The sequence below is a fragment of the Streptomyces sp. NPDC126499 genome (assembly GCF_040302485.1).
GTDB lineage: Bacteria > Actinomycetota > Actinomycetes > Streptomycetales > Streptomycetaceae > Streptomyces.
The window spans coordinates 17,115-37,038 of the sequence record NZ_JBEOUO010000004.1 but is presented as its reverse complement, the minus strand read 5'-3'; the positions used below and the strand labels follow the sequence as shown (position 1 = coordinate 37,038).

The window sequence follows — 19,924 nt, the reverse complement described above, 5'->3', positions numbered from 1 at the left end:
CCCGGTGTGCGGGCCCGGTGTGCGGGGGCCCGGTGTGCGGGGCGGCTTCGCGGGGCGGCTGACGACGCGTCACCCGGATCGCGCACGTTTGCGGGCGACGACCGTTGGTAAGTGCATAATCGCACCAAGCGACACGAAGCAGTCACCGACGGCGTGGGAGGCACTTGCGATGGCGTGGCTGCTGGTGGTGGTCGCCGGACTGCTCGAGACCGGTTTCGCGGTGTGCCTGAAGCTCTCGCACGGTTTCACGCGTCTGTGGCCCACGATCGCCTTCGCCTGCTTCGCGATCGGCAGCTTCGGGCTGCTGACCCTCGCGCTGCGCAAGCTCGACGTCGGTCCGGCGTACGCGGTGTGGACCGGGATCGGGGCGGCGGGGACGGCGATCTACGGCATGGTGTTCCTCGGCGACCTGGTGTCCACGCTCAAGATCGTCTCGATCACGCTGGTGATCGTCGGCGTCATCGGCCTCCAGCTGTCGGGCTCCGCGCACTGACCTCCCGGCCCGGCGGGCCGAGCGGTCCGCGGCCCCGTCCGCAAAGACGGCTGCGGAGACGGCTGCGGCACCATCGGCGCGGACGCCACCACGTAGGACAGTGCGAGGCGGAGCGCGAGTTCGCAGGAGCGGACGGCCGCCCGGGGGTCCTCGGAGAGCAGCGCCGCCGCCCTGTCCCTGGCCTGGACGAGCAGCTCCGCCGGTGACGGCACCCCGGCGTCGGCCCGCCGCTGGTCGGGTACGGCGGCGGCGCGGGTCCCGGTGCGGGCGGGCCGGGGGGCGGGCAGCCGTTCGTTCCAGGCGCCGGTGAGCAGGGCGCGCAGCACGGGCCGGGCGGCGGCCGCGGCGACGGTCCACTCGGCGACGGCGACCAGCCTGCGGGCGGGCGGCTCCGGCTGGTCGAGGGCGGTCTCGACGCCCCGCAGATAGAGGTCGGCCTCGCGGCGCACGAGCGCGCGGGCGAGCCCCTCCTTGCTGCCGAACTCGTTGTAGAGGGTCTGCCGGGAGACCCGCGCGGCGGTGGCGACGTCGACCATCCGCACCGCCGACCAGGGCAGCGTGGTGAGGGCCGCGAGGGCGGCGTCGAGCAGGGCCTCGCGCGCGGTCGTCGCCTTCGGTGCCGTGCGGGTGCCCGGCCCCGTGCGGGTGCCCGGTGTTCTCGCCGTCTTCGGCGTCTTCGGCGTCTTCGGGACAGTCGGCATCGTCACCTCCCGGCCGGGTCGGTTCTGCGCACAGCGTTGACGGGCGGCCACGCACTGTCAAGGGTCGGCGCGGGGCGACGCGCCTTCGGGGGATAGAGTTTCGACCATGGCCGATTACCACGACGATCTGCGTCTCGCCCATGTCCTCGCGGATGCCGCGGACGCGGCCACGATGGACCGGTTCCAGGCGCTCGACCTGAAGGTCGAGACGAAGCCCGACATGACTCCGGTGAGCGAGGCCGACAAGGCCGCCGAGGAGCTGATCCGGGGGCAGCTGCAGCGTGCCAGGCCCCGGGACGCGATCCTCGGCGAGGAGTACGGCGTGGAGGGCACGGGCCCGCGCCGCTGGGTGATCGACCCGATCGACGGCACCAAGAACTACGTGCGCGGGGTGCCCGTGTGGGCCACCCTGATCGCGCTGATGGAGGCCGGGGAGACCGGTTTCCAGCCGGTGGTGGGCGTGGTCTCGGCGCCCGCGCTCGGCCGCCGCTGGTGGGCGGCGAAGGGGCTCGGCGCGTACACCGGCCGCAGCCTGGCGTCGGCGAGCAGGATCGAGGTGTCGAAGGTCGGCCGCCTGGAGGACGCCTCGTTCGCGTACTCCAGCCTGAGCGGCTGGGAGGAGCGCGGCCGGCTGGACGGCTTCCTCGACCTCACGCGCGCGTGCTGGCGGACCCGGGCGTACGGCGACTTCTGGCCGTACATGATGGTGGCCGAGGGCTCGGTGGACATCTGCGCGGAGCCGGAGCTGTCGCTGTGGGACATGGCGGCCACGGCGATCGTGGTGCAGGAGGCCGGCGGCACCTTCACCGGGCTCGACGGGCGGCACGGTCCGCACAGCGGGAACGCGGCCGCGTCGAACGGCCTGCTCCACGGCGAGCTGCTCGCCTACCTCAACCAGCAGCCCTCCACGGAGAGCTGACCGCCCCTCAGCGCTCCGGACGCGCTACGCGCGCCCCCTTGTCGACCTCCCGGTCCGGTGCCACTCTGACAATCCCCCCTTTGTGAACTTGTGAAAGAGTTCTCGAAGTCACCGATTCGGAGGTGGTTCCCTCCATGCTCGTCCGTGACGCCATGAGCACCGTGTCCCTCACCATCGGCCCTGCCCACACCCTCCGCCAGGCGGCGCGTCTGATGTCGGCGCGCCGCGTCGGCGCGGCCGTCGTCCAGGACGGCGACTCCGGAGGATTCGGCATCCTCACCGAGCGCGACATCCTCGACGCGATCGGCGCCGACCGGAATCCCGACCTGGAGACCGCCGACGCCCACACCACCCGGGACGTCGTCTTCGCCGCCCCGACGTGGACCCTGGAGGAGGCCGCGGAGGCGATGACCCGCGGCGGCTTCCGTCATCTGGTCGTCCTGGACGACCGGGGGCCGGTCGGCATCGTGTCCGTGCGCGACATCATCCGCTGCTGGCTCCCGGTGTACAGCGCCACCGCCGCCTGACCTCGTACGACGAGCGCGGACGGCAGAGGGCCGGACTCCCGTACGAACACGGGAAGTCCGGCCCTCCTCTCCCTACGGCAGGCGGCCGTCAGCCACGCAGGGCCTGGACCGCGGCGTCCAGCCGCTTGCCGAAGTCTTCGTCCGCCTTGCGGAAGTTGCCGATGGCGCGCTCGGCGATGTCGTCGCGCGAGACCTTGGCGATGAAGCCGGCCAGGTTGCCGATCAGCCGGCCCTTCTCGTCCTCGGACATCAGCCGGTAGAGGTCGCCGGCCTGCACGAAGTCGTCGTCCTCGGCGTGCACGGGGGCGGCGTGGTCGCCGGTGACACCGGAGACCGGGAGGGGCTGCCACAGCGGGCGGTCGGTCTGCCGCGGGCCGCCGAAGCTGTTCGGCTCGTAGTTCTTGGCGCCGCCGTGCCGGCCGTCGTAGAGGAGGCCGTCCCGGGAGTGGGTGCGGGCCTCGGTGGCGTGCGGGCGGTTCACCGGCAGGTGGTCGGCGTTGATGCCGACGCGGTAGCGGTGGGCGTCGCCGTAGGCGAAGAGACGGCCCTGGAGCATCTTGTCCGGGGACGGGCCGATGCCGGGCACGAAGTGCGCCGGGGAGAAGATCGACTGCTCGACCTCGGCGAAGATGTTCCGCGGGTTGCGGTTGAGCTCCAGCCTGCCGATCTCGATCGGCGGGTAGTCCGCGTGCGGCCACACCTTGGTGAGGTCGAACGGGTTGAAGCGGTACGTGGCGGCGTCGGCGGCCGGCATGATCTGGACCTGCACGGTCCAGCTCGGGAAGTCGCCGCGCTCGATCGCCTCGCGCAGGTCGCGCTGGTGGGAGTCCGGGTCCCGGCCGGCGAGCAGGTCGGCCTCGTCCTGGGTGAGGTTCCTGATGCCCTGGTCGGTCTTGAAGTGGTACTTGACCCAGAAGACCTCGCCGGCCTCGTTGTTCCACTGGTAGGTGTGCGAGCCGTAGCCGTTCATGTGGCGGTACGAGGCGGGGATGCCGCGGTCGCCGAACAGCCAGGTCACCTGGTGCGTGGACTCCGGGCTCAGGCCCCAGAAGTCCCAGACGTTGTCCGCCTCCTGCGAGCCGGTGTACGGGTCGCGCTTCTGGGTGTGGATGAAGTCGGGGAACTTGATGGCGTCCCGGATGAAGAAGACGGGGGTGTTGTTGCCGACGAGGTCGTAGTTGCCCTCCTCGGTGTAGAACTTCAGCGCCCAGCCGCGCGGGTCGCGCACGGCGTCGGCGGCGCCCAGGCTGCCGGCGACGGTGGAGAAGCGCAGGAAGGTCTCGGTCTGCTTGCCGACCTCGGAGAGGAAGGCGGCCCTGGTGTACGCGGTGACGTCGGCGGTCACCGTGAAGGTGCCGTAGGCGCCGGCGCCGCGGGCGTGCACCACGCGCTCCGGGATGCGCTCGCGGTTGAAGTGGGCGAGCTTCTCCAGGAGGAGCTGGTCCTGGACCAGGACCGGCCCGCCGACGCCCGCCGTCTCGCTGTTCTGGTTGTCCGCGACCGGTGCCCCGGCCTCGGTGGTGAGCGGTCCCTGCGTCACGTGCGCCTCCTGCTGCGTGGGTTCTGCCGCAAGCCTGTCCTGCCTGCCCGGCCTGTGCCGTACACGATCCTACAATAGACATTGTCTAAGGCAAGCCCCCATCCAAACTCACACCAGTTCGGGATTTGAGCCCCGGCTGTTAGGCTGACCCCCATGAGTGACCTGTTGGAACGACTGCGCGGCCGTGGCTGGCGGATGACCGCGCAGCGACGCGTCGTGGCCGAAGTGCTCGACGGGGAACACGTGCATCTGACCGCCGACGAGGTCCACGCGCGCGCCGTCGAGCGCCTGCCGGAGATCTCGCGCGCCACCGTCTACAACACGCTGGGCGAGATGGTCACGCTGGGCGAGGTGATGGAGGTCGCGACGGACGGCCGCGCCAAGCGGTACGACCCGAACGCCCACCGCCCGCACCAGCACCTGGTCTGCGGCCGCTGCGGCGCGATCCGGGACGTCCACCCGGCGGGCAACCCACTGGCCGACCTCCCCGACTCGGAGCGCTTCGGCTTCACGATCTCGGACGTCGAGGTCACCTACCGGGGTCTGTGCCCCAGCTGCGCGACCTCCGCCTGACGGCGCCCCGTCACGACGAAGAAGCCCCTGCCCTGACGGCGGGGGCTTCTTCGTACGGTGGGCCGTCGGCCTCGCACGATCGACGAACGACGACGAACGACGAAGGCCCGGATCCGTCTGACGGATCCGGGCCTTCGCTGCTACTGAGTAGCGGGGACAGGATTTGAACCTGCGACCTCTGGGTTATGAGCCCAGCGAGCTACCGAGCTGCTCCACCCCGCGTCGGTGAACCCAACCTTACGGGACCGTTCGGAGCAGAGCAAATCGATATGTCGAGCGAACGATGTGACCCGCGTTACGCGTGAGTCCCGCGTTACGCGGTGAGCTCCTGGTGCAGCGCCTCGCTCAGCCGCGCCGCGCGCTCGGCCACCTCCGCGGGACCGAGCTCGACCGCGCGGGCGCACCAGCGGCGCCCCTCGGTCAGCTCCCCGCGGCGGGCCGCGAGCAGCGCGAGCCGCAGCGCGGCGCGGCCGTGGCCGGCGTGCGCGGCGCGCGTCCACCACAGGGCCGCCTCCCGCTCGCCGCCCTCGCGCGCGAGGAGCAGCCCCAGGTTGAAGGCCCCGTTGCGGGACCCGGCCTCGGCCGCCTCCCGGTACCAGCGGGCGGCCTCCGCCACGTCACCGCGGGCGGCGGCCAGCATGCCGACCCGGACCTGGGCCCGGCGGTGGCCCTGCTCGGCGGCGCGCTCGTACCACTCCTCGCACTCGCTCTTCTCCTCGCGGGAGGCACCGAGGGCGGGCGGGCCCGGGGCCGGGCGGCGGGCGTCGAGGACCGAGGCGAGCCGGAAGGCCGCCTCGGCGCTGCCACCGCCCGCCGCGCACCGCAGATAGCGCTCGGCGGCCTGCTCGTCGCCGTCGCGCAGACAGGCGATGCCGACCTGGAGGGCGGCCTCGGTGTGCCCGGCGGCGGCCGCGCGCTCGTACCAGACCAGCGCGGTGCGGTCGTCGTCACGGCCGGCGTGGAGGATGCCGAGATTGAAGGCGGCGTCGACGCTGCCGGCCTCGGCGGCCTTGGAGAACCAGGGCTCGGCACCACCCGCGTCACCGGCCTGGAGCAGCAGGACGGCCAGCGCGTTGGCGGCCTCCCGGTGTCCCGCGTAGGCGGCGCGGCGGTACCACTGCTCGGCCTGCGCGGTCCGCTCCTGGGCGGCGCACAGCAGCCCGAGGTTGTAGGCGCCGTTGACGTCACCGGCGTCCATGGCGGCGCGGTACCAGCGCTCGGCGGTCTGGTGCTCGCCCCGGGCGGCGTGCAGCGCGCCGAGCGCGTTGGCGGCGTTGCCGTCGCCGTCCTGCGCGGCCCGCAGCCACCACACGGCCGCGCTCTCCTCGTCGCCCGCGTCGCGCAGCAGGAAGCCCAGCGCGCAGGCGGCCTTGGCCTCGCCGTCCTTGGCGGAGGACAGATACCAGCGGCCGGCCTCCTTGAGCTCGCCGCGCTTCTCCAGGATCGCGCCCAGGTGCAGGGCGGCCCGCCGGTGGCCGCGCGCGGCGGCCTGCCGGAACCACTGCTCGGCCTCGGCCAGCGAGTCCCCGGGGACCGTCGGCGCCTCGGCCCTGCCCCTGCCCTCGCCCTTGCCGGTGGCGGCGTCGGGCGCGGCCGAGGTGCGCAGGCCCGTGCCGGTGTCGTACGTGTGCGGGCCGCGGGCGGGCGGCGCCGTCGCCCGCCGCTCCAGGGCGAGGGCGAGCCGGTAGGCGGCCTCGCGGTGACCCTGCTCGGCGGCGGCGCGCAGCCAGCGCTCGGCGCCGACGTCGCTGCGGTGCTCCAGGAGGTCGGCGAGGGCGTACGCGCCGAGGGCGTGGCCCTGCTCGGCGGACTGGCGCAGCCAGTACTCGGCGGCCGGCTCGTCGCCGCGCTCGCGGTGGTGGCGGCCGAGGGCGTGCGCGGCCGGCGCGGAACCGGCGACGGCGGCGATCCGCCACCAGCCGGCGGCCTCGTCCGGGTAACCCCGCTGGTGCAGCAGGACACCCAGGTTGTTGGCGGCGGCGCGGTCACCCTGGGCGGCGGCCCCGCGCAGATACGGCTCGGCGCCGTCCAGGTCGCCACGGCGCAGCAGCAGGGCACCCAGGGCGCTCATCGCGGCGGCGTCACCGCGCTCGGCGGCGCGCCGGTGGCGGGCTTCGGTCTCGGCTTCGGTCTCGGTCTCGGTGGTGGTGGTGTCGACGGCCGCATCGACGGCGGCTCCCGCGGCCTCGATGATCTCGTCTGCGGCGTTTCCGGCATGCCGCTGCACAAACCGCCCTGTCTCCAACAGAGTTGCCCTGTCCCCCATAAATACCATCGTCGCACCACCTGCAACCCGCGTACACCTGGTATACCGCAGCCAGTGAGGTCACTTCAGCGTTTTGTCGACATGCCCACAGAGAGACAAGTCAAACACGTCTCACCCCAACTCACCCCCTCCGCAACGCCGTTGGGGACATGACGAGGGCCCGGATCCTGATGGATCCGGGCCCTCGTCTTCAGTAGCGGGGACAGGATTTGAACCTGCGACCTCTGGGTTATGAGCCCAGCGAGCTACCGAGCTGCTCCACCCCGCGTCGTTGTGTTCACACGCTATCACGACGCGGAGGGGAGCTCTTACCGCTTATCCGCCGCTCATCCGCCGCCGGGACCGGCGCTCGGACTCGGGGAGGCCGAGGTGCTCGGGGAGGCCGCGGTGCCGGGGCTCGCCGACGGGCTCGGCGTCGCCTGCGGTGCCGGCTTGGCGCCGCCGGCGCCGCTCTGGAGCTTCGCTCCGGCGGCAGCGGCCCGCTGGAGCGCGTCCTGCAGGGCCTCCTGGGCCTTGCCGTACGCCGCCCAGTCCTGCTTCTGCAGCGCCGCCTCGCCGTCGTCGTACGCCTTCTGGGCGTCCGCGATGGCCTGCTTCAGCGCGGCGTCGTTCGTGACCGGAGCCGGGGGCTTGGTGGTGCCCGGCGGCTGCGTGGCCGGCGGGGCGGTGCCCTCGGCCCCGAACACCGCGTTCAGCGCCGCCGTCAGGTTGTCCTCGAACACCGTGGTGTCCTTGGTGGTGTCCCCGTCCGGCTGGTCCGCGTCCACGTACGACACCGCGACCTTCTTGAGCAGCGGGTACTGCGCGTTGCGGCCCTGGGCGTAGACCGGCTCGACGTACAGGAAGCCGCCGTCCAGCGGCACCGTGAGCAGGTTGCCGTAGAGGATGTCGGAGTCGGCGCCCTTCATGTCACGGACGAACGTCGCCACCGACGGAAGGCTGTTGAGCTTGTTCTGCACCTGCTGGGGGCCCGGCACGTCCTCGCCCACCCTCAGCAGCCTTATGCGGCCGTAGTCCTTGCTCGTGGCGTCGGCGTCCACCGTCATGAAGCCGCCCAGGTTGGGCCGCCCGTTCGGGGTGAACGTCGTCGTCAGGGAGAACTTCTGCGCCTGGTCCCCGGGCATCTTGATGCTCAGGTAGTACGGCGGGACCGCGTTGCCGTCCTTGGTGGTCGGGTCGTCCGGCACCTGCCAGGCGTCCGAGCCGCTGTAGAACTGCGCCGGGTCCTGCACGTGGTAGCGGGTCAGCAGCTCGCGCTGGACCTTGAACATGTCCTGCGGGTAGCGCAGGTGCTGCATGAGGTCCGGGTCGATCTGCTCACGGGCCTTGACCGTGCCCGGGAACGCCTTCATCCACGTCTTGAGGACCGGGTCCTGCTTGTCCCACTGGTAGAGGTTGACCGTGCCGTCGTACGCGTCGACGGTGGCCTTCACCGAGTTGCGGATGTAGTTGACCTGGTTCTGCGGGGCGACGACCGCGCGCTGCTGGTTGCCGACCGTCAGGGCGTCGGCCGTGGTCTCGCCGAGCGTGGTGCGCGAGGCGTACGGGTAGCCGTTGGTGGTGGTGTACGCGTCGACGATCCACTGGATGCGGCCGTCGACGACCGCCGGGTAGGCGTCGCCGTCGATGGTCAGCCAGGGCGCGACCGCCTCGACCCGCTCCTTGGGGGTGCGGTTGTAGAGGATCCGCGAGCCGTCGCCGATGGCCCCCGAGTACAGGATCTGCGGCTCGCTGAACGCGACCGCGTAGGCGGCCCTGTTGAAGGTGTTGGAGAGGCTGATCCCGCTCTTGCCCTGGTAGCTGGTGGTCTTCTCGCCGTTCTCCTCGTAGTCGAGCTCCTTCTGGGGCCCGCCCACGATCGAGTACTGGTCGGTCTTCTCGCCGTAGTAGATGCGCTGCTCGTACGGGCCGAGCTGACCGGTGGTCGGAAGCCCCTGCTCGGTGAAGATCGGGGAGCCGTTGGCGTCCGTCTGCGTACCCGTGGCCATGATCGCGCCGTAGCCGTGGGTGTAGGTGAAGTGGTCGTTGATCCAGTTCCGCTTCGGGATGCCCCGGATGTTCAGCTCGCGCAGACCGACCACGGTGTCCTTGCCCTGGTAGCGGTCGACGTCGAGGGTCAGCGGGAACTGGTAGTACTTCCGCTTCTGCTCCAGCTGCTGGAACGTCGGCGACACGATGTTGGGGTCGATCAGCCGGTAGCTCGCCGCCGTGTCGGCGTCGGCCCGCAGCCGGTCCTTGTCCTTGACCGTCGACTTGCCCGAGTACTCCTCGGGCTTGGTGGTGTCGATGGCGTAGGCCTTGCGGGTCGCGTCGATGTTCTTCTTGATGTACGGCGCTTCCTTGGCCTGCTCGTTCGGCTGGACCTGGAACTTCTGCACGATGGCCGGGTAGAGGCCGCCGATCAGGATCGCCGAGAGCACCATCAGGCCGAAGCCGATGACCGGCAGCTGCCAGGTGCGCCGCCACAGCGTCGCGAAGAACAGCACGGCGCAGATCACGGCGATGCAGAACAGGATCGTCTTCGCCGGCAGATAGGCGTTGGCGTCCACGTACCGCAGGCCGGTCCAGTTGCCGGTGGCCTTGAAGTCACTGGACTTCACGGCGAGGCCGTACCGGTCGAGCCAGTACGCCACGGCCTTCAGCGACACGAAGACGCCGAGCAGCACCGACAGGTGGCCCGTGGCGGCGGCCGTCGCGCGGGCACCCGGGCTGGTGATCCGCAGACCGCCGTACAGGTAGTGCGTGAGGGCGGCGGCGATCAGCGACAGGACCGTGGCCGCGAAGCCGAAGGCCAGCAGGAAGCGGTACCAGGGCAGGTCGAAGGCGTAGAAGGCCACGTCGAGCCGGAACTGCGGGTCCTTCTCGCCGAACGGGACCCCGTTCACCCACATGAGCCAGGTCCGCCACTGACCGGAGGCGGAGGCGCCGGCGATCAGGCCGACCAGGGCCATGACGGCGAGCAGCACCCACTTCTTGAAGGGCGCGACCCCCATCCGGTACCGGTCGAGGCTCTGCTGCTCCATCGACATCGCGCTCAGCGGCGGCCGCAGCCGGTGCGCCAGCCAGATGTTCAGGCCGACGGCCAGGGCCATGAGCAGGCCGAAGACGAGGAAGAGACCGACCTTGGTCCACAGGGTGGTGGTGAAGACGGACTGGTAGCGGACCGAGCGGTACCAGAGCCAGTCCGTCCAGAATCCGGCGAACATCACGAACGCCATGGCGAGGACCGCCAGGACGCCCAGTGTCATCAGCAGCGTACGGGCGCGCCGGGACGGGCGGCCGACTCTGATCCTTGGCCCGGAAGGACCTGTGCCGCCTCCGCGGTCCGGCATCTGGAAAGCCAACGTGCGCCCCTCGAGGTTGATGCGTCGAATGCGTCGATAAGCAGGCTCCGCGATCGTAGAGCCCACTGGTGCAACTTACTGAGGCTTTACCTAGTTCCCGTGTTCCGGGGTGGAGGAGGCAGGATATTCCTCATGTCCAACCTTTCCCCCTCCGGTCCCCCGATGGCCGCGAGTCCCCTCACCCGAGCCGTCCTGGAGATCGACGAGTACGCGTCCGGCCTCGGCTGGGACCGGCCGGCCCGGCTCTTCGCCCTGGTCGACACCGCCCGGCTGCGCGCCCAGGAGCCCTCGCTCGCCTCTCAGCTGGGCCTCGGCGCGGACGCCGCCGCCACCGGCTACACCCCCATCGAGCAGGAGGAGCTGCCGGCCGGCAAGCCCCTCGACGAGTTCCTCGGCACCATCGCCTGGCCCGACGCGGTGGCCGGCTGCGCGCTCACGGTCGAGCGGCTGATGCTGCCGCCGTCGGCCGAGGCGTCCGTGCCGAAGGACCTCGACGAGGCCGGACTGTCCGCGTGGGTGGCCCGTCACCCGGAGCGCCAGGAGGTCCGGATGACCGTCGCCGTGCTGCGGGACGGGGCGCGGGAGGCCGCGATCCGGCTGCGCGAGAAGGACTCGCCGAGCGAGGTGCTGACCGGGCCCGACCTGGTGCCGGGCCTGGCGGACGCGCTGGCGGCGACCTTCGCGTCGTAGCGGACCGCTCGCGGCGGGGTCGCTCACCGCGGGCCGCTCGCCGCGGGCCGGTCGCGGCCCCGGGCGGGGCGGGGGCGGCGGGCGGGGTGGCCCGGGATCGGGCCGCTCGCCGCGGCTCAGCTCGCGGAGCAGCGGGGCAGGGAGGCCGTGTCGCCCTTGCGCAGCTTCTCCAGCGACTTCGTCGCGTCGTCGATCGTGTTCACCTTGATCAGGGTGAGCCCGGCCGGCGTGTCGGAGGCGGCCGCGGCGCAGTTGTCGGCCGGCGTGAGGAAGTACTCGGCGCCCGCCTTGCGCGCACCGACCAGCTTCATCTCGATGCCGCCGATGGGGCCGACCTTGCCCTTGTCGTCGATGGTGCCGGTGCCGGCGACGAACCGGCCGTCGGTGAGCGAGCCGGGCGTGAGCTTGTCGAGGATGCCGAGCGCGAACATCAGTCCGGCGCTGGGGCCGCCGACGTCGGCGAGCTTGATGTCGATGGTGAACGGGAAGACGTGGTCGGTGCCGGCCTGGATGCCGACGATCGCCCGGTCGCCCTCCTTCGAGGTGGCCGTCCTGAGGACCACCTTCTCGGTCGTGGTGGCGTCCTTGTGGGCCTTCTCGGCGGCGGCCGCCTCCTTGGCCGGGACGATGGTGAAGGTGACGTCCTGGCCGGGCTTGTGCTTGGTGACGAGCTTGGCCACGTCGCCCGGCGCCTTGACGGCGACGCCGTCCACGGCCCGGATGACGTCCCCCGCGTGGAGCTTCCCCTCGGCGGGGGTGCCCTTGACGACGGTGGCGACGACGACCCGGGTGGTCACCGGGATGCCGAGCTCCTGGAGGGCGGCGACCTTGGCGCTCTCCTGCGACTGGGAGAACTCCTCGGCGTTCTCCTGGCTCGACTGCTCCTCGGTCTTGCCGTCCGGGTAGAGCGTGTCGTGGGGCACCACGACGCTGTCGTGGGCCAGCCAGCCGTAGACGGCCTCGACGGCGTTCATCTTGTAGTCCGCGCTGGTGACACGGACGGTCGTCATGTTGAGGTGCCCCGACGTCGGGTACGTCTGACGTCCCGAGATCTGCAGGACCGGCTCCCCGCGCGCCTCACCGAGGGTGTTCACCGTGGGGCCGGGGCTCATCTCCGCGTACGGCACCGGGATGAGGACGCCGACGCAGAGCAGCGTGATCAGGACCAGGGTGGAGGCGAGCATCGTCGCAGTGCGGCGTGGCATGGAACGACAGTACGGGACCGGCCTGTGCGTGCACTCCTGGGGCGGTCCGTACGGGGCTCAGCCGGTGGTCGTGGCCGGGGATCCCTCGCGCTCGGACAACGCCGGGGCGGGAGTCGAAACGGAGGAAGCGGAGGGGGTCGGGTCGGCGGCGACGGTCGCGGCGGGGGCGGCGTGGGAGCGCTCCATGGCGTCCCGGAAGCGCGCGTAACCCGCGAGCTCGGCGACGTCGCCTATCGTCTTGTTCCTCTGGGCCCAGCTTCCCCATATCGCCGCGCCGACGACGGCGAAAAGCGGAATCAGCAACCAGGCGAGCGCAGCCATCCCGACCTCCCATCCCCAGTGGTCACCAGTGAGTCGATCAGCAGATTATTCATCCGCGGGATCAACGCTCACGCGTGGGGGGCGGTTACGCAAATCGGACCTTCGACTACGCCTGGTCGGCGTGGCGCCTTGCCGACCACACCCCACTCTCGGGGCCGAGGTCTCAACAGGCGCCCACCCTCCCCCAGCCTTCGGCCGGGGGGACCCCCACTCTCGGGGCGGAGGTCTCAGCAGGCGCCGACCCACTCCTCGGTGCCGTCCGAGAACGTCTGGTGCTTCCAGATCGGGACCTCGTGCTTGAGGTCGTCGATCAGCTGTCGGCACGCCTGGAAGGCCTCCGCGCGGTGCGGGCAGGAGACGGCGACGACCACGGCGATGTCACCCACACGGAGGTCACCCACTCGGTGGACGGCGGCCAGGGCGCGGACCGGGTGGTTCGCGACGACCTTCTCCGCGACGCGGCGCAGTTCCGCCTCGGCGGTGGGGTGGCAGGAGTAGCCGAGGGCGTCGACGTCGGCGCCGCCGTCGTGGTTGCGGACCGTGCCCACGAACAGGGTCGTGCCGCCCGCGGCGTCGTCGCCGGCCGCGCGGAAGACCTCGTCGACGGACAGCGGGGTGTCACGGATCGCGAGCAGCTTGATCGGGTCGTCCGCGGCCCGCTCGCCGGGGTGGTCATGCGTGTCTGCCATGGGTCCATCGTGCCGTACGGCACTGACGACGCGGAATGGCGTTTTCGACCGGCAAGGGCGGACCCTCCGTAGGAGGGTCCTACAGGCCGCGCCGCTTGCGCATCTGCCGGACCAGCGCCGCCGTGCCCAGCAGGGCCACCGTGGCACCGGCCGCGCCCGCCGCCGTCGCGTCCTTGCGGCCGAGCCGACGGCCCGCGACGGTGTGCCGGCCCTCCACCTCCTCCAGGAGCGCGGCGAGCACCTCCTCGTTGGTCCACCGGGGCCGCCAGCCGGCGTCGTGCAGCCGGCCCACGCTCACCACCCAGGGGTGCATCGTGTAGGCGAGGTCGCCCGCCGGGGACGGGGTGAGGCCGATCCGGTGCAGCCGGGCCGCCGCGCCGAGGGCGACCGCGGAGGGCAGCTCCATGCGCCGGATGCCGGACAGCTCCTCGACCTCCTCCTGTTCCAGCCAGCCCTCGCAGCCGACCGCGAACTCGCCGTCGACCTTCTCCAGGGCCGCGTACTCCAGGGCGCTGACCAGGTCCTCGACATGGCAGAACTGCCAGGTGGGGCGCGATCCGGCGACGACGAGCAGCCGGGGCGACTCGAAGTAGCGGGTGAGCGCGGTGTCCGTGCCGCCCACCAGGACGGCCGGCCGGACCACCGTCACGTTGAGCCCGGGGTGGGCGCGGGGCGCGCGGCGGGCCAGGCGCTCGATCTCCAGGAGGTCGCCGACGCCGGTGGCCTCGGCGGTGGCGCGCAGCTCGGCGTCCTCGGAGAGCGGGATGTCGTTGTCGGGCAGCGCCCCGTAGACCATGGCGGAGGTGCACAGGACCACCCGGTGCACCCCGGCCGCCGCGGCGGCCGTCAGAACCGTCTGGGTGCCGCGCACGTTGTAGGCGGTGCGGGCGGCGGGGTCGGTCTCCAGGTCGAGGTCGACGGCGAGGTGCACGACGACGTCCGCGCCGCGCAGCTTCTCCGCGATGGCGGGGTCGCGCACGTCGAGGATGTGCCACCGGGCCTCGGGCACGTCGCCTCTGCGCTCGTCGATGGCGACGACCTGCCTGACCTCCTCGGACGCGGCCAGGCGCCGGGTCAGCAGGTCTCCGACGCCGGACGCGGCACCGGTGACCGCGACGACGGGGCCGCGCGCGGCGGACCGGGTTGAGGGGTTTCGCGCTGCGCGAACCTGAGGATCTGGGGAACTCACCGGGCGTCTCCAGCGGTTGTCTTCAGTACGTACCCGAATGACGCGTACGTACCAGGTGGCGTCCATCCTGCCGCAGGGCACGGCCCGGCGGAGCACCGAGCCCGTATCCGGTGCGGATGTCGAGGTTGGCGGCCGCCGTGGGCCCGGCATGACCGGCGAGGCACCACCTACGCTGGTGGTGTGGAGTCGGGGAGGCGAGCCGAGCCGAGAGCCCGCCGCCGGCAGGAAGCCGGCGGCCTGACGAGCCGAGGAAACCTGTGAGTGACACCCCATTCGGATTCGGCCTTCCGCCGGAGGAGCCGGAGAACGGCGACGAGGGCAAGAAGAAGGACCCCGCCGGAGGTGGCCAGGGGTCCGGTGGCCAGGGCGGCGGCCCGTTCGGTTTCGGCTTCCCGGGCATGAACATGGGCATGGGCGGGCCGGGCGGCGCGGACAATCCGTTCGCCGCGATGTTCGGTTCGATGAACCCCCAGGACCTGGGCGCCGCCTTCCAGCAGCTCGGCCAGATGCTCAGCTACGAGGGCGGGCCGGTCAACTGGGACATGGCCAAGCAGATCGCCCGCCAGGTCGTCGCGCAGGGCACTGCGGACGGCGTCAAGGACGAGAGCGTCGGCCCGGCCGAGAAGGCGGCGGTCGAGGAGGCGGTGCGGCTCGCCGACCTGTGGCTGGACCAGGTGACCTCGCTGCCCTCGGGCGCGGGCACGGCGGTGGCGTGGAGCCGCGCCGAGTGGGTCGAGGCGACGCTGCCGGCGTGGCGGCAGCTGGTCGACCCGGTCGCCGAGCGCGTCGGCGCGGCGATGGGCGATGTGCTGCCGGAGGAGATGCAGGCCATGGCGGGCCCGCTGATCGGCATGATGCGCTCCATGGGCGGCGCGATGTTCGGCCAGCAGATCGGTCAGGCCGTGGGGGTGCTGGCGGGCGAGGTCGTCGGCTCGACGGACGTCGGCCTGCCGCTGGGACCGGCCGGCAAGGCGGCGCTGCTTCCGCTGAACGTGGCGGCCTTCGGCAAGGACCTGGGGGTGCCGTCGGACGAGGTCCGGCTGTATCTGGCGCTGCGCGAGGCCGCCCACCAGCGGCTCTTCGCGCACGTGCCGTGGCTGCGCTCGCATCTGTTCGGCGCGGTGGAGGGCTATGCCCGGGGCATCAAGGTCGACACCTCCAAGCTGGAGGAGGCGGTGGGCCGACTGGACCCGACGCAGCCCGAGCAGCTCCAGGAGGCGCTCCAGCAGGGCATGTTCCAGCCGGAGGACACGGCGGAGCAGAAGGCGGCCCTGGCCCGCCTGGAGACGGCGCTCGCGCTGGTCGAGGGCTGGGTGGACGCGGTGGTGCACGAGGCCGCGAAGTCCCGGCTGACGTCGGCGGACGCGCTGCGCGAGACGCTGCGCCGGCGCCGGGCGACCGGCGGCCCCGCCGAGCAGACCTTCGCGACGCTGATCGGTCTCCAGCTGCGTCCGCGCCGGCTGCGGGACGCCGCCCGGCTGTGGGCCTCGCTCACGGACGCGCGCGGTGTGGACGGCCGGGACGGTCTGTGGGAGCACCCGGACATGCTGCCGACGGCGACGGACCTGGACGACCCGGACGGGTTCGTCCACCGTGAGCACCTGGACTTCTCCGAGCTCGACAAGATGCTGGGCGAGGCGGCCGAGGGGCGCTCCGAGGGCGACGGCGACCGCGGTGACGACGGCAAGGACGACACGCAGAAGTGAGCCTGTACGACGACGCGGTCCTGGTGCTGAAGGAGTACGAGGACCAGCCGGAGCTCCGTGACGTCTATCTGGAGCACCTGGCGGCCCATCCGGACGGGATGTACAAGCCCTGCGAGGCCGGTCACCTCACCAGCAGCGCGCTGGTGATCGACCCCTCGCGGGGGCAGGTGCTGCTGACCCTGCACAAGAAGCTGGGCATGTGGCTGCAGATGGGCGGGCACTGCGAGCCGGGTGACCCGACGCTGGAGGCGGCGGCCCTGCGCGAGGCCCGGGAGGAGTCGGGGATCGCGACGGGTCTGACGCTGCTGCCGGGCGGTCCGGTGCGGCTCGACCGGCATCCCATCCCGGCGCCGTGCCACTGGCACCTGGACGTGCAGTACGCGGCACTGGCCCCGGCCGGCGCGGCGGCGGAGATCAGCGACGAGTCGCTGGACCTGCGCTGGTTCGGCTACGACGAGGTGGCGGGCGTGGCGGACACGTCGGTGGTCCGGCTGCTCGAAGGGACACTGGCCCGGCTGGGCTGAGCGCTCCACGCGTATGCCGGACACCCACGATGCGTAAGGGGCGGTCTCCATGGAGACCGCCCCTTACGCATGGCCGTCGTGTGCCGAGGGGCGCTCAGTTCCAGGCGTTGTTCTGGTTCTGGGAGCGCGAGCCGTGCTGGCCGACGCCGAACTGGGCCGCGACGCCCTGCCCGAGGGCCGCGTTCTGCGGCGGCATGACCTCGCTCGGCTGGACCAGGGCGAAGCCCTGGCCGAGGAAGCTGAGCTCCCAGCCCTCGCCGGTGTTGCCGCGGCGGCGCATGACGCTGCTGTTGACCGTCTGGGCCTGCATCTGCACCCGCAGGCCGGTGGACCAGGCGACGATCGCGTCCGCGTCCACGCTGACGTACTTCTCGGGGGTGACCTGCATCATCAGCGGCTGGCCCGAGGTCATCAGGGCGACCTTGCCGCGTCCGGAGATGTTCAGCTGGTACTTGCCTGTGCCGGAGATGCCGTACTGGCTGTCCACGGCGATGACCTCGGTGTGCAGCGTGGAGTCGAGCGCCAGGACGTAGGAGCTGTCGACGGTCAGGCCCTCCTGCTCGACGTCCACCACGTGGATGTACTGGGCGAGGTTGGCGAAGTAGACCGTGCCCTGACCGGAGCAGCGCATCAGGTCGAGGCCCTCACCGGTGCGGGCCTGGGCCCGGCGCTGGTTCGGCGTCTGGTATTCGCCGTCGAAGTCGACGAGGCCCTGGTAGGCGACCATCGCGCCCTTGCGGGCCAGGATGTCGTCGGAGCCTCCCAGGGTGACCCGCAGCAGCTGCGGGTTCTGGATGACGTAGCGCTCCTGGCTCTGCTGTTCCGCGTGGTTGAAAAGCGGGCTCTGCATGGTGTGTTCCCCCTCAGCCCCGGATCCGCAGGCGGTCGGTGCTGTCCTCGCTCGGCTGTACGACGACGATGCCCTGGCCCGAGAAGGCCATCTGGTAGGCCTCGCCGCTGCCCCGCCCGATGAGGGAGGAGGCCTTGAAGCTGCGCTTGCCCTTGACCTTCAGGTTCGGCGACCAGGCGACGAGCGCGTCCGGGTCGACGTACGTCTCGTCCTCGCCCCGGCCGCAGTCGACGACGATCGGCGTGCCGCGGGAGGTGAGGGCGACCCAGCCGGTGCCGGCGATCTCGACGTTGAACAGGCCCTGGCCGGCGAACTTGGCGAGGCCCTTGACCCGCTCGACGCCCCACTGGAGGTGGGCGTCGAAGGCGAGCACATTGGTGCCGTTGACGGAAATCGAGTCGTTCTGGAGGTTGATCACGACGACGTCGGCGCCGTAGTCGGCGAGATAGAGCAGCCCGTCGCCGGTGCACTTCATGACGGGCGCGCCTTCGCCGGTGGCCCACGCCTGGGCGACCTGGCGGACGGCGGGCGGGTTGGGCTCGTACGTGATGAAGCCCTCGTAGGCGACCATCGAGCCGGTGCGCGCGTACAGGTCCTGGCCGGTGGCCATGGCGACCTTCAGCATGGAGCGGCCGTGGTTCTCCATCCGGGCCGTGATCGGGGTCGGGGCGTAGCCCGCGAGTTGCTGGTTCATGTTCCGGGCTCCCTCTAGACCTCGTAGGGCTGGACGACGATGAAGTTGCCGGGGGCGCCCCGGAACTGGAGGTTGACGGTCTCCCCGCTGTGGCCCGGGTAGGCGTTGCGGCGCAGCCTGACCTGGCTGGAGAGGATGACCTGGGAGGCGGCCGACCAGGCGACGACGGCGTTGCAGTCGGCGAAGGTGGTCGGCGTGACGGGCAGCACGACCGGGATGCCGTGGGTCTTCACGACGACGGTGCCGGTGCCCTGGAACTGCATGGTGAACAGGGCGCCGCCGGGGATGCCGTGGCCCTCGATGCGCCGGACCTCGTACTGCAGCGACTCGTCGAAGGCGAGCACGTTCTCGGCGGAGACGCAGATGGCGTCGCCCTGGAGCTCGATCGGGTGCAGATGGGCGCCGCCCTCGGCGAGGAACACCTGGCCGCGGCCGGTGCAGCGCATCAGCTCCATCTCCTGGCCGGTGGCGTTGCCGACGATCCGGCCGGTGAACCCGGCTCCCTTGTGGGCGAATTCGACCTTGCCCTGGTACATGACCATGGAGCCCTGCCGGGCGAGGACGGGCACGCCGCCCATGGCCAGGTCGACCCGCATGAGCTGCTGGTTCTGCGGGGTCCAGCGGGTGCCGGTCGGCGTCTCCTTGTACGGCGCGAGCGCGGCGGCGAGCCCGGCCCCGGTGGCGGGCACACCCTGGGGCACACCCTGCGGCATGCCCGGCTGCTGCTGCGGGACCTGGCCGAACTGCGGCTGCTGCCCGTACGGGCCGGGGGCCGGCTGGCCGTAGGGCGCGGGGGCGCCGGGCGGGGCCTGGCCCGGCATCTGGCCGGGGACCTGGCCGAACTGCGGGGGCTGCGGCTGTCCGTACGGCGCAGGGGCGGGAGCGGCCGGAGCGGGGGCCGGGGGCGCGAAGGGCGCGGCCATCGTCGGGGCCGCGTGCACCGGGGCGGGCGCCGGGGCGGGTGCGGGCGCCGGGGCCTGGGGCGCGGCGGGTGCGCCGAACGCCGGGGGCGCCGCGGACTGCGGCGGCGGGGCGAAGCCGGGGGCGGCGGCCGGCGGCGCTTGCGCGGCGGGCTGCTCCTCGGCGACCTCGCCGCCGAAGTTCTTCAGCAGCGCCTCCAGGCCGCCGTCGAAGCCCTGGCCGACGGCGGCGAACCGCCACACGTCCTTCAGGTAGAAGTCGCCCAGCATCACGGCGCGTTCGGTCGAGAACTCCGCGCCGGTGAACGCGTACCGGGCGACCTCCTCGCCGCCCGCGACGATCCTGATCCAGCCCGGACCGACCTGCGACATCTGGCCGGCGCCGTCGATCGTCGCCGTGAACGACAGCTTGTGGATGTGCGCGGGGATGCGGTCCAGGGTGACGCGGAACGACTCGGTGTCGCCGGCCTGCGCGCCGAGCAGCTGGATGGACTCCTCCGGCGACTTGGGCTGGTTGAAGAAGACGAAGTAGCGGTCGTCGGAGAGCCGCTCGTTCGCGTCCAGGCCGAAGCAGCTGATGTCGAAGGTCAGCCCGGGCCCCGAGATCTGCACGCCCACGTACAGATCCGTCCCCGGCGTGAGATCACTGATCTTGGCCTTGTGGCCGCGTTGGAATTCCCTGGCCATATGTGACGACCGTCCCCCATCCCGAAATACGACTGCGTCGCGCCAGGCTAACGGCTGCTCGTGACATCGGGGCAAGTCCGTACGCG

The 19,924-nt window shown here is 71.9% G+C and carries 18 protein-coding genes and 2 tRNA genes; 7 read left to right on the top strand and 13 right to left on the bottom strand.

The genetic code is table 11. The features are described 5' to 3' along the window. The first annotated feature begins 169 nt into the window (after positions 1-169). On the top strand, positions 170-493 hold the full coding sequence (locus tag ABTZ91_RS06905; protein ID WP_352076085.1) for a multidrug efflux SMR transporter: 324 nt from the start codon (positions 170-172) through the stop codon (positions 491-493). On the opposite strand, the gene ABTZ91_RS06900 is transcribed toward ABTZ91_RS06905, so the two are convergent. Next, on the bottom strand, positions 385-1,194 hold the full coding sequence (locus tag ABTZ91_RS06900) for a TetR/AcrR family transcriptional regulator (RefSeq protein WP_407077910.1): 810 nt from the start codon (positions 1,192-1,194) through the stop codon (positions 385-387). The two genes, ABTZ91_RS06905 and ABTZ91_RS06900, sit on opposite strands and share 109 nt — an antisense overlap. Before the next feature lie 106 nt (positions 1,195-1,300). Here ABTZ91_RS06900 and hisN point away from each other — a divergent pair, with 106 nt between their 5' ends. Both hisN and ABTZ91_RS06890 read left to right on the top strand, forming a co-directional pair. Continuing rightward, the gene (hisN, locus tag ABTZ91_RS06895) at positions 1,301-2,113 is read left to right on the top strand and encodes a histidinol-phosphatase (protein ID WP_352076084.1); all 813 of its coding nucleotides are present in this window, start codon (positions 1,301-1,303) and stop codon (positions 2,111-2,113) included. A 134-nt stretch (positions 2,114-2,247) separates the two neighbouring features. Further along, positions 2,248-2,640 (top strand): CBS domain-containing protein, encoded by a 393-nt coding sequence (locus ABTZ91_RS06890; protein ID WP_352076083.1) that lies wholly within the window; start codon positions 2,248-2,250, stop codon positions 2,638-2,640. Positions 2,641-2,728: 88 nt separating this feature from the next. Here ABTZ91_RS06890 and ABTZ91_RS06885 read toward each other — a convergent pair whose 3' ends face one another. Next, entirely contained in the window at positions 2,729-4,180 is a 1,452-nt protein-coding gene (locus ABTZ91_RS06885) for a catalase (RefSeq protein ID WP_352076082.1), read from the bottom strand. Between the two features lie 153 nt (positions 4,181-4,333). Here ABTZ91_RS06885 and ABTZ91_RS06880 point away from each other — a divergent pair, with 153 nt between their 5' ends. After that, positions 4,334-4,753: a Fur family transcriptional regulator gene (locus ABTZ91_RS06880; RefSeq protein ID WP_352076081.1), complete on the top strand. Its 420-nt coding sequence runs from the start codon at positions 4,334-4,336 to the stop codon at positions 4,751-4,753. 148 nt (positions 4,754-4,901) lie between these two features. Here the strand turns inward: ABTZ91_RS06880 and ABTZ91_RS06875 are convergent. The 4 genes from ABTZ91_RS06875 to ABTZ91_RS06860 all read right to left on the bottom strand — a co-directional run bounded on the left by ABTZ91_RS06875 (position 4,902) and on the right by ABTZ91_RS06860 (position 10,351). Then, positions 4,902-4,975 (bottom strand) — tRNA-Met (locus ABTZ91_RS06875). A gap of 91 nt (positions 4,976-5,066) precedes the next feature. Next, positions 5,067-7,028 carry a tetratricopeptide repeat protein gene (locus ABTZ91_RS06870; protein WP_352076080.1) on the bottom strand — a complete coding sequence of 654 codons (1,962 nt, stop codon included), beginning with the start codon at positions 7,026-7,028 and terminating at the stop codon, positions 5,067-5,069. A 185-nt stretch (positions 7,029-7,213) separates the two neighbouring features. Next, a tRNA-Met gene (locus tag ABTZ91_RS06865) sits at positions 7,214-7,287 on the bottom strand. Positions 7,288-7,345: 58 nt separating this feature from the next. After that, the gene (locus tag ABTZ91_RS06860) at positions 7,346-10,351 is read right to left on the bottom strand and encodes a UPF0182 family protein (protein ID WP_352076079.1); all 3,006 of its coding nucleotides are present in this window, start codon (positions 10,349-10,351) and stop codon (positions 7,346-7,348) included. 144 nt (positions 10,352-10,495) lie between these two features. Here ABTZ91_RS06860 and ABTZ91_RS06855 point away from each other — a divergent pair, with 144 nt between their 5' ends. Further along, positions 10,496-11,053 (top strand): PPA1309 family protein, encoded by a 558-nt coding sequence (locus tag ABTZ91_RS06855; protein WP_352076078.1) that lies wholly within the window; start codon positions 10,496-10,498, stop codon positions 11,051-11,053. 116 nt (positions 11,054-11,169) lie between these two features. On the opposite strand, the gene ABTZ91_RS06850 is transcribed toward ABTZ91_RS06855, so the two are convergent. The 4 genes from ABTZ91_RS06850 to ABTZ91_RS06835 form a co-directional block, all read right to left on the bottom strand. Next, positions 11,170-12,258, bottom strand: a complete 1,089-nt coding sequence (locus ABTZ91_RS06850) for a PDZ domain-containing protein (protein ID WP_352076077.1) — start codon at positions 12,256-12,258, stop codon at positions 11,170-11,172. Positions 12,259-12,315: 57 nt separating this feature from the next. Next, positions 12,316-12,579 carry a hypothetical protein gene (locus tag ABTZ91_RS06845; RefSeq protein WP_352076405.1) on the bottom strand — a complete coding sequence of 88 codons (264 nt, stop codon included), beginning with the start codon at positions 12,577-12,579 and terminating at the stop codon, positions 12,316-12,318. A 227-nt stretch (positions 12,580-12,806) separates the two neighbouring features. Continuing rightward, the gene (locus ABTZ91_RS06840) at positions 12,807-13,268 is read right to left on the bottom strand and encodes a molybdenum cofactor biosynthesis protein MoaE (protein ID WP_352076076.1); all 462 of its coding nucleotides are present in this window, start codon (positions 13,266-13,268) and stop codon (positions 12,807-12,809) included. A 79-nt stretch (positions 13,269-13,347) separates the two neighbouring features. Next, positions 13,348-14,457 carry an SDR family oxidoreductase gene (locus ABTZ91_RS06835; protein ID WP_352076075.1) on the bottom strand — a complete coding sequence of 370 codons (1,110 nt, stop codon included), beginning with the start codon at positions 14,455-14,457 and terminating at the stop codon, positions 13,348-13,350. A gap of 257 nt (positions 14,458-14,714) precedes the next feature. On the opposite strand from ABTZ91_RS06835, the gene ABTZ91_RS06830 reads away from it, so the two are divergent. Both ABTZ91_RS06830 and ABTZ91_RS06825 read left to right on the top strand, forming a co-directional pair. Further along, the gene (locus tag ABTZ91_RS06830) at positions 14,715-16,163 is read left to right on the top strand and encodes a zinc-dependent metalloprotease (RefSeq protein WP_352076074.1); all 1,449 of its coding nucleotides are present in this window, start codon (positions 14,715-14,717) and stop codon (positions 16,161-16,163) included. Then, on the top strand, positions 16,160-16,687 hold the full coding sequence (locus tag ABTZ91_RS06825) for an NUDIX hydrolase (RefSeq protein ID WP_352076073.1): 528 nt from the start codon (positions 16,160-16,162) through the stop codon (positions 16,685-16,687). Before ABTZ91_RS06830 ends, ABTZ91_RS06825 begins: the two co-directional genes overlap by 4 nt. A gap of 94 nt (positions 16,688-16,781) precedes the next feature. Here the strand turns inward: ABTZ91_RS06825 and ABTZ91_RS06820 are convergent, their stop codons facing one another. From ABTZ91_RS06820 to ABTZ91_RS06810, 3 genes are read right to left on the bottom strand one after another with little or no spacing between them, the layout of a single operon-like run. Next, the gene (locus ABTZ91_RS06820; protein ID WP_352076072.1) at positions 16,782-17,537 is read right to left on the bottom strand and encodes an AIM24 family protein; all 756 of its coding nucleotides are present in this window, start codon (positions 17,535-17,537) and stop codon (positions 16,782-16,784) included. 13 nt (positions 17,538-17,550) lie between these two features. After that, positions 17,551-18,231, bottom strand: a complete 681-nt coding sequence (locus ABTZ91_RS06815; protein ID WP_352076071.1) for an AIM24 family protein — start codon at positions 18,229-18,231, stop codon at positions 17,551-17,553. A 14-nt stretch (positions 18,232-18,245) separates the two neighbouring features. Continuing rightward, the gene (locus ABTZ91_RS06810) at positions 18,246-19,838 is read right to left on the bottom strand and encodes a TerD family protein (protein WP_352076070.1); all 1,593 of its coding nucleotides are present in this window, start codon (positions 19,836-19,838) and stop codon (positions 18,246-18,248) included. Positions 19,839-19,924: the final 86 nt, after the last annotated feature.

Coding starts and splice junctions, on each gene's coding strand:
- ABTZ91_RS06860 (WP_352076079.1), bottom strand. CDS start 10,351: ATGCCGGACCGCGGAGGCGGCACAGGTCCTTCCGGGCCAAGGATCAGA.
- ABTZ91_RS06815 (WP_352076071.1), bottom strand. CDS start 18,231: ATGAACCAGCAACTCGCGGGCTACGCCCCGACCCCGATCACGGCCCGG.
- ABTZ91_RS06880 (WP_352076081.1), top strand. CDS start 4,334: ATGAGTGACCTGTTGGAACGACTGCGCGGCCGTGGCTGGCGGATGACC.
- ABTZ91_RS06840 (WP_352076076.1), bottom strand. CDS start 13,268: ATGGCAGACACGCATGACCACCCCGGCGAGCGGGCCGCGGACGACCCG.
- hisN (WP_352076084.1), top strand. CDS start 1,301: ATGGCCGATTACCACGACGATCTGCGTCTCGCCCATGTCCTCGCGGAT.
- ABTZ91_RS06845 (WP_352076405.1), bottom strand. CDS start 12,579: ATGGCTGCGCTCGCCTGGTTGCTGATTCCGCTTTTCGCCGTCGTCGGC.
- ABTZ91_RS06905 (WP_352076085.1), top strand. CDS start 170: ATGGCGTGGCTGCTGGTGGTGGTCGCCGGACTGCTCGAGACCGGTTTC.
- ABTZ91_RS06870 (WP_352076080.1), bottom strand. CDS start 7,028: ATGGTATTTATGGGGGACAGGGCAACTCTGTTGGAGACAGGGCGGTTT.
- ABTZ91_RS06820 (WP_352076072.1), bottom strand. CDS start 17,537: ATGCAGAGCCCGCTTTTCAACCACGCGGAACAGCAGAGCCAGGAGCGC.
- ABTZ91_RS06855 (WP_352076078.1), top strand. CDS start 10,496: ATGTCCAACCTTTCCCCCTCCGGTCCCCCGATGGCCGCGAGTCCCCTC.
- ABTZ91_RS06810 (WP_352076070.1), bottom strand. CDS start 19,838: ATGGCCAGGGAATTCCAACGCGGCCACAAGGCCAAGATCAGTGATCTC.
- ABTZ91_RS06890 (WP_352076083.1), top strand. CDS start 2,248: ATGCTCGTCCGTGACGCCATGAGCACCGTGTCCCTCACCATCGGCCCT.
- ABTZ91_RS06850 (WP_352076077.1), bottom strand. CDS start 12,258: ATGCCACGCCGCACTGCGACGATGCTCGCCTCCACCCTGGTCCTGATC.
- ABTZ91_RS06900 (WP_407077910.1), bottom strand. CDS start 1,194: ATGCCGACTGTCCCGAAGACGCCGAAGACGCCGAAGACGGCGAGAACA.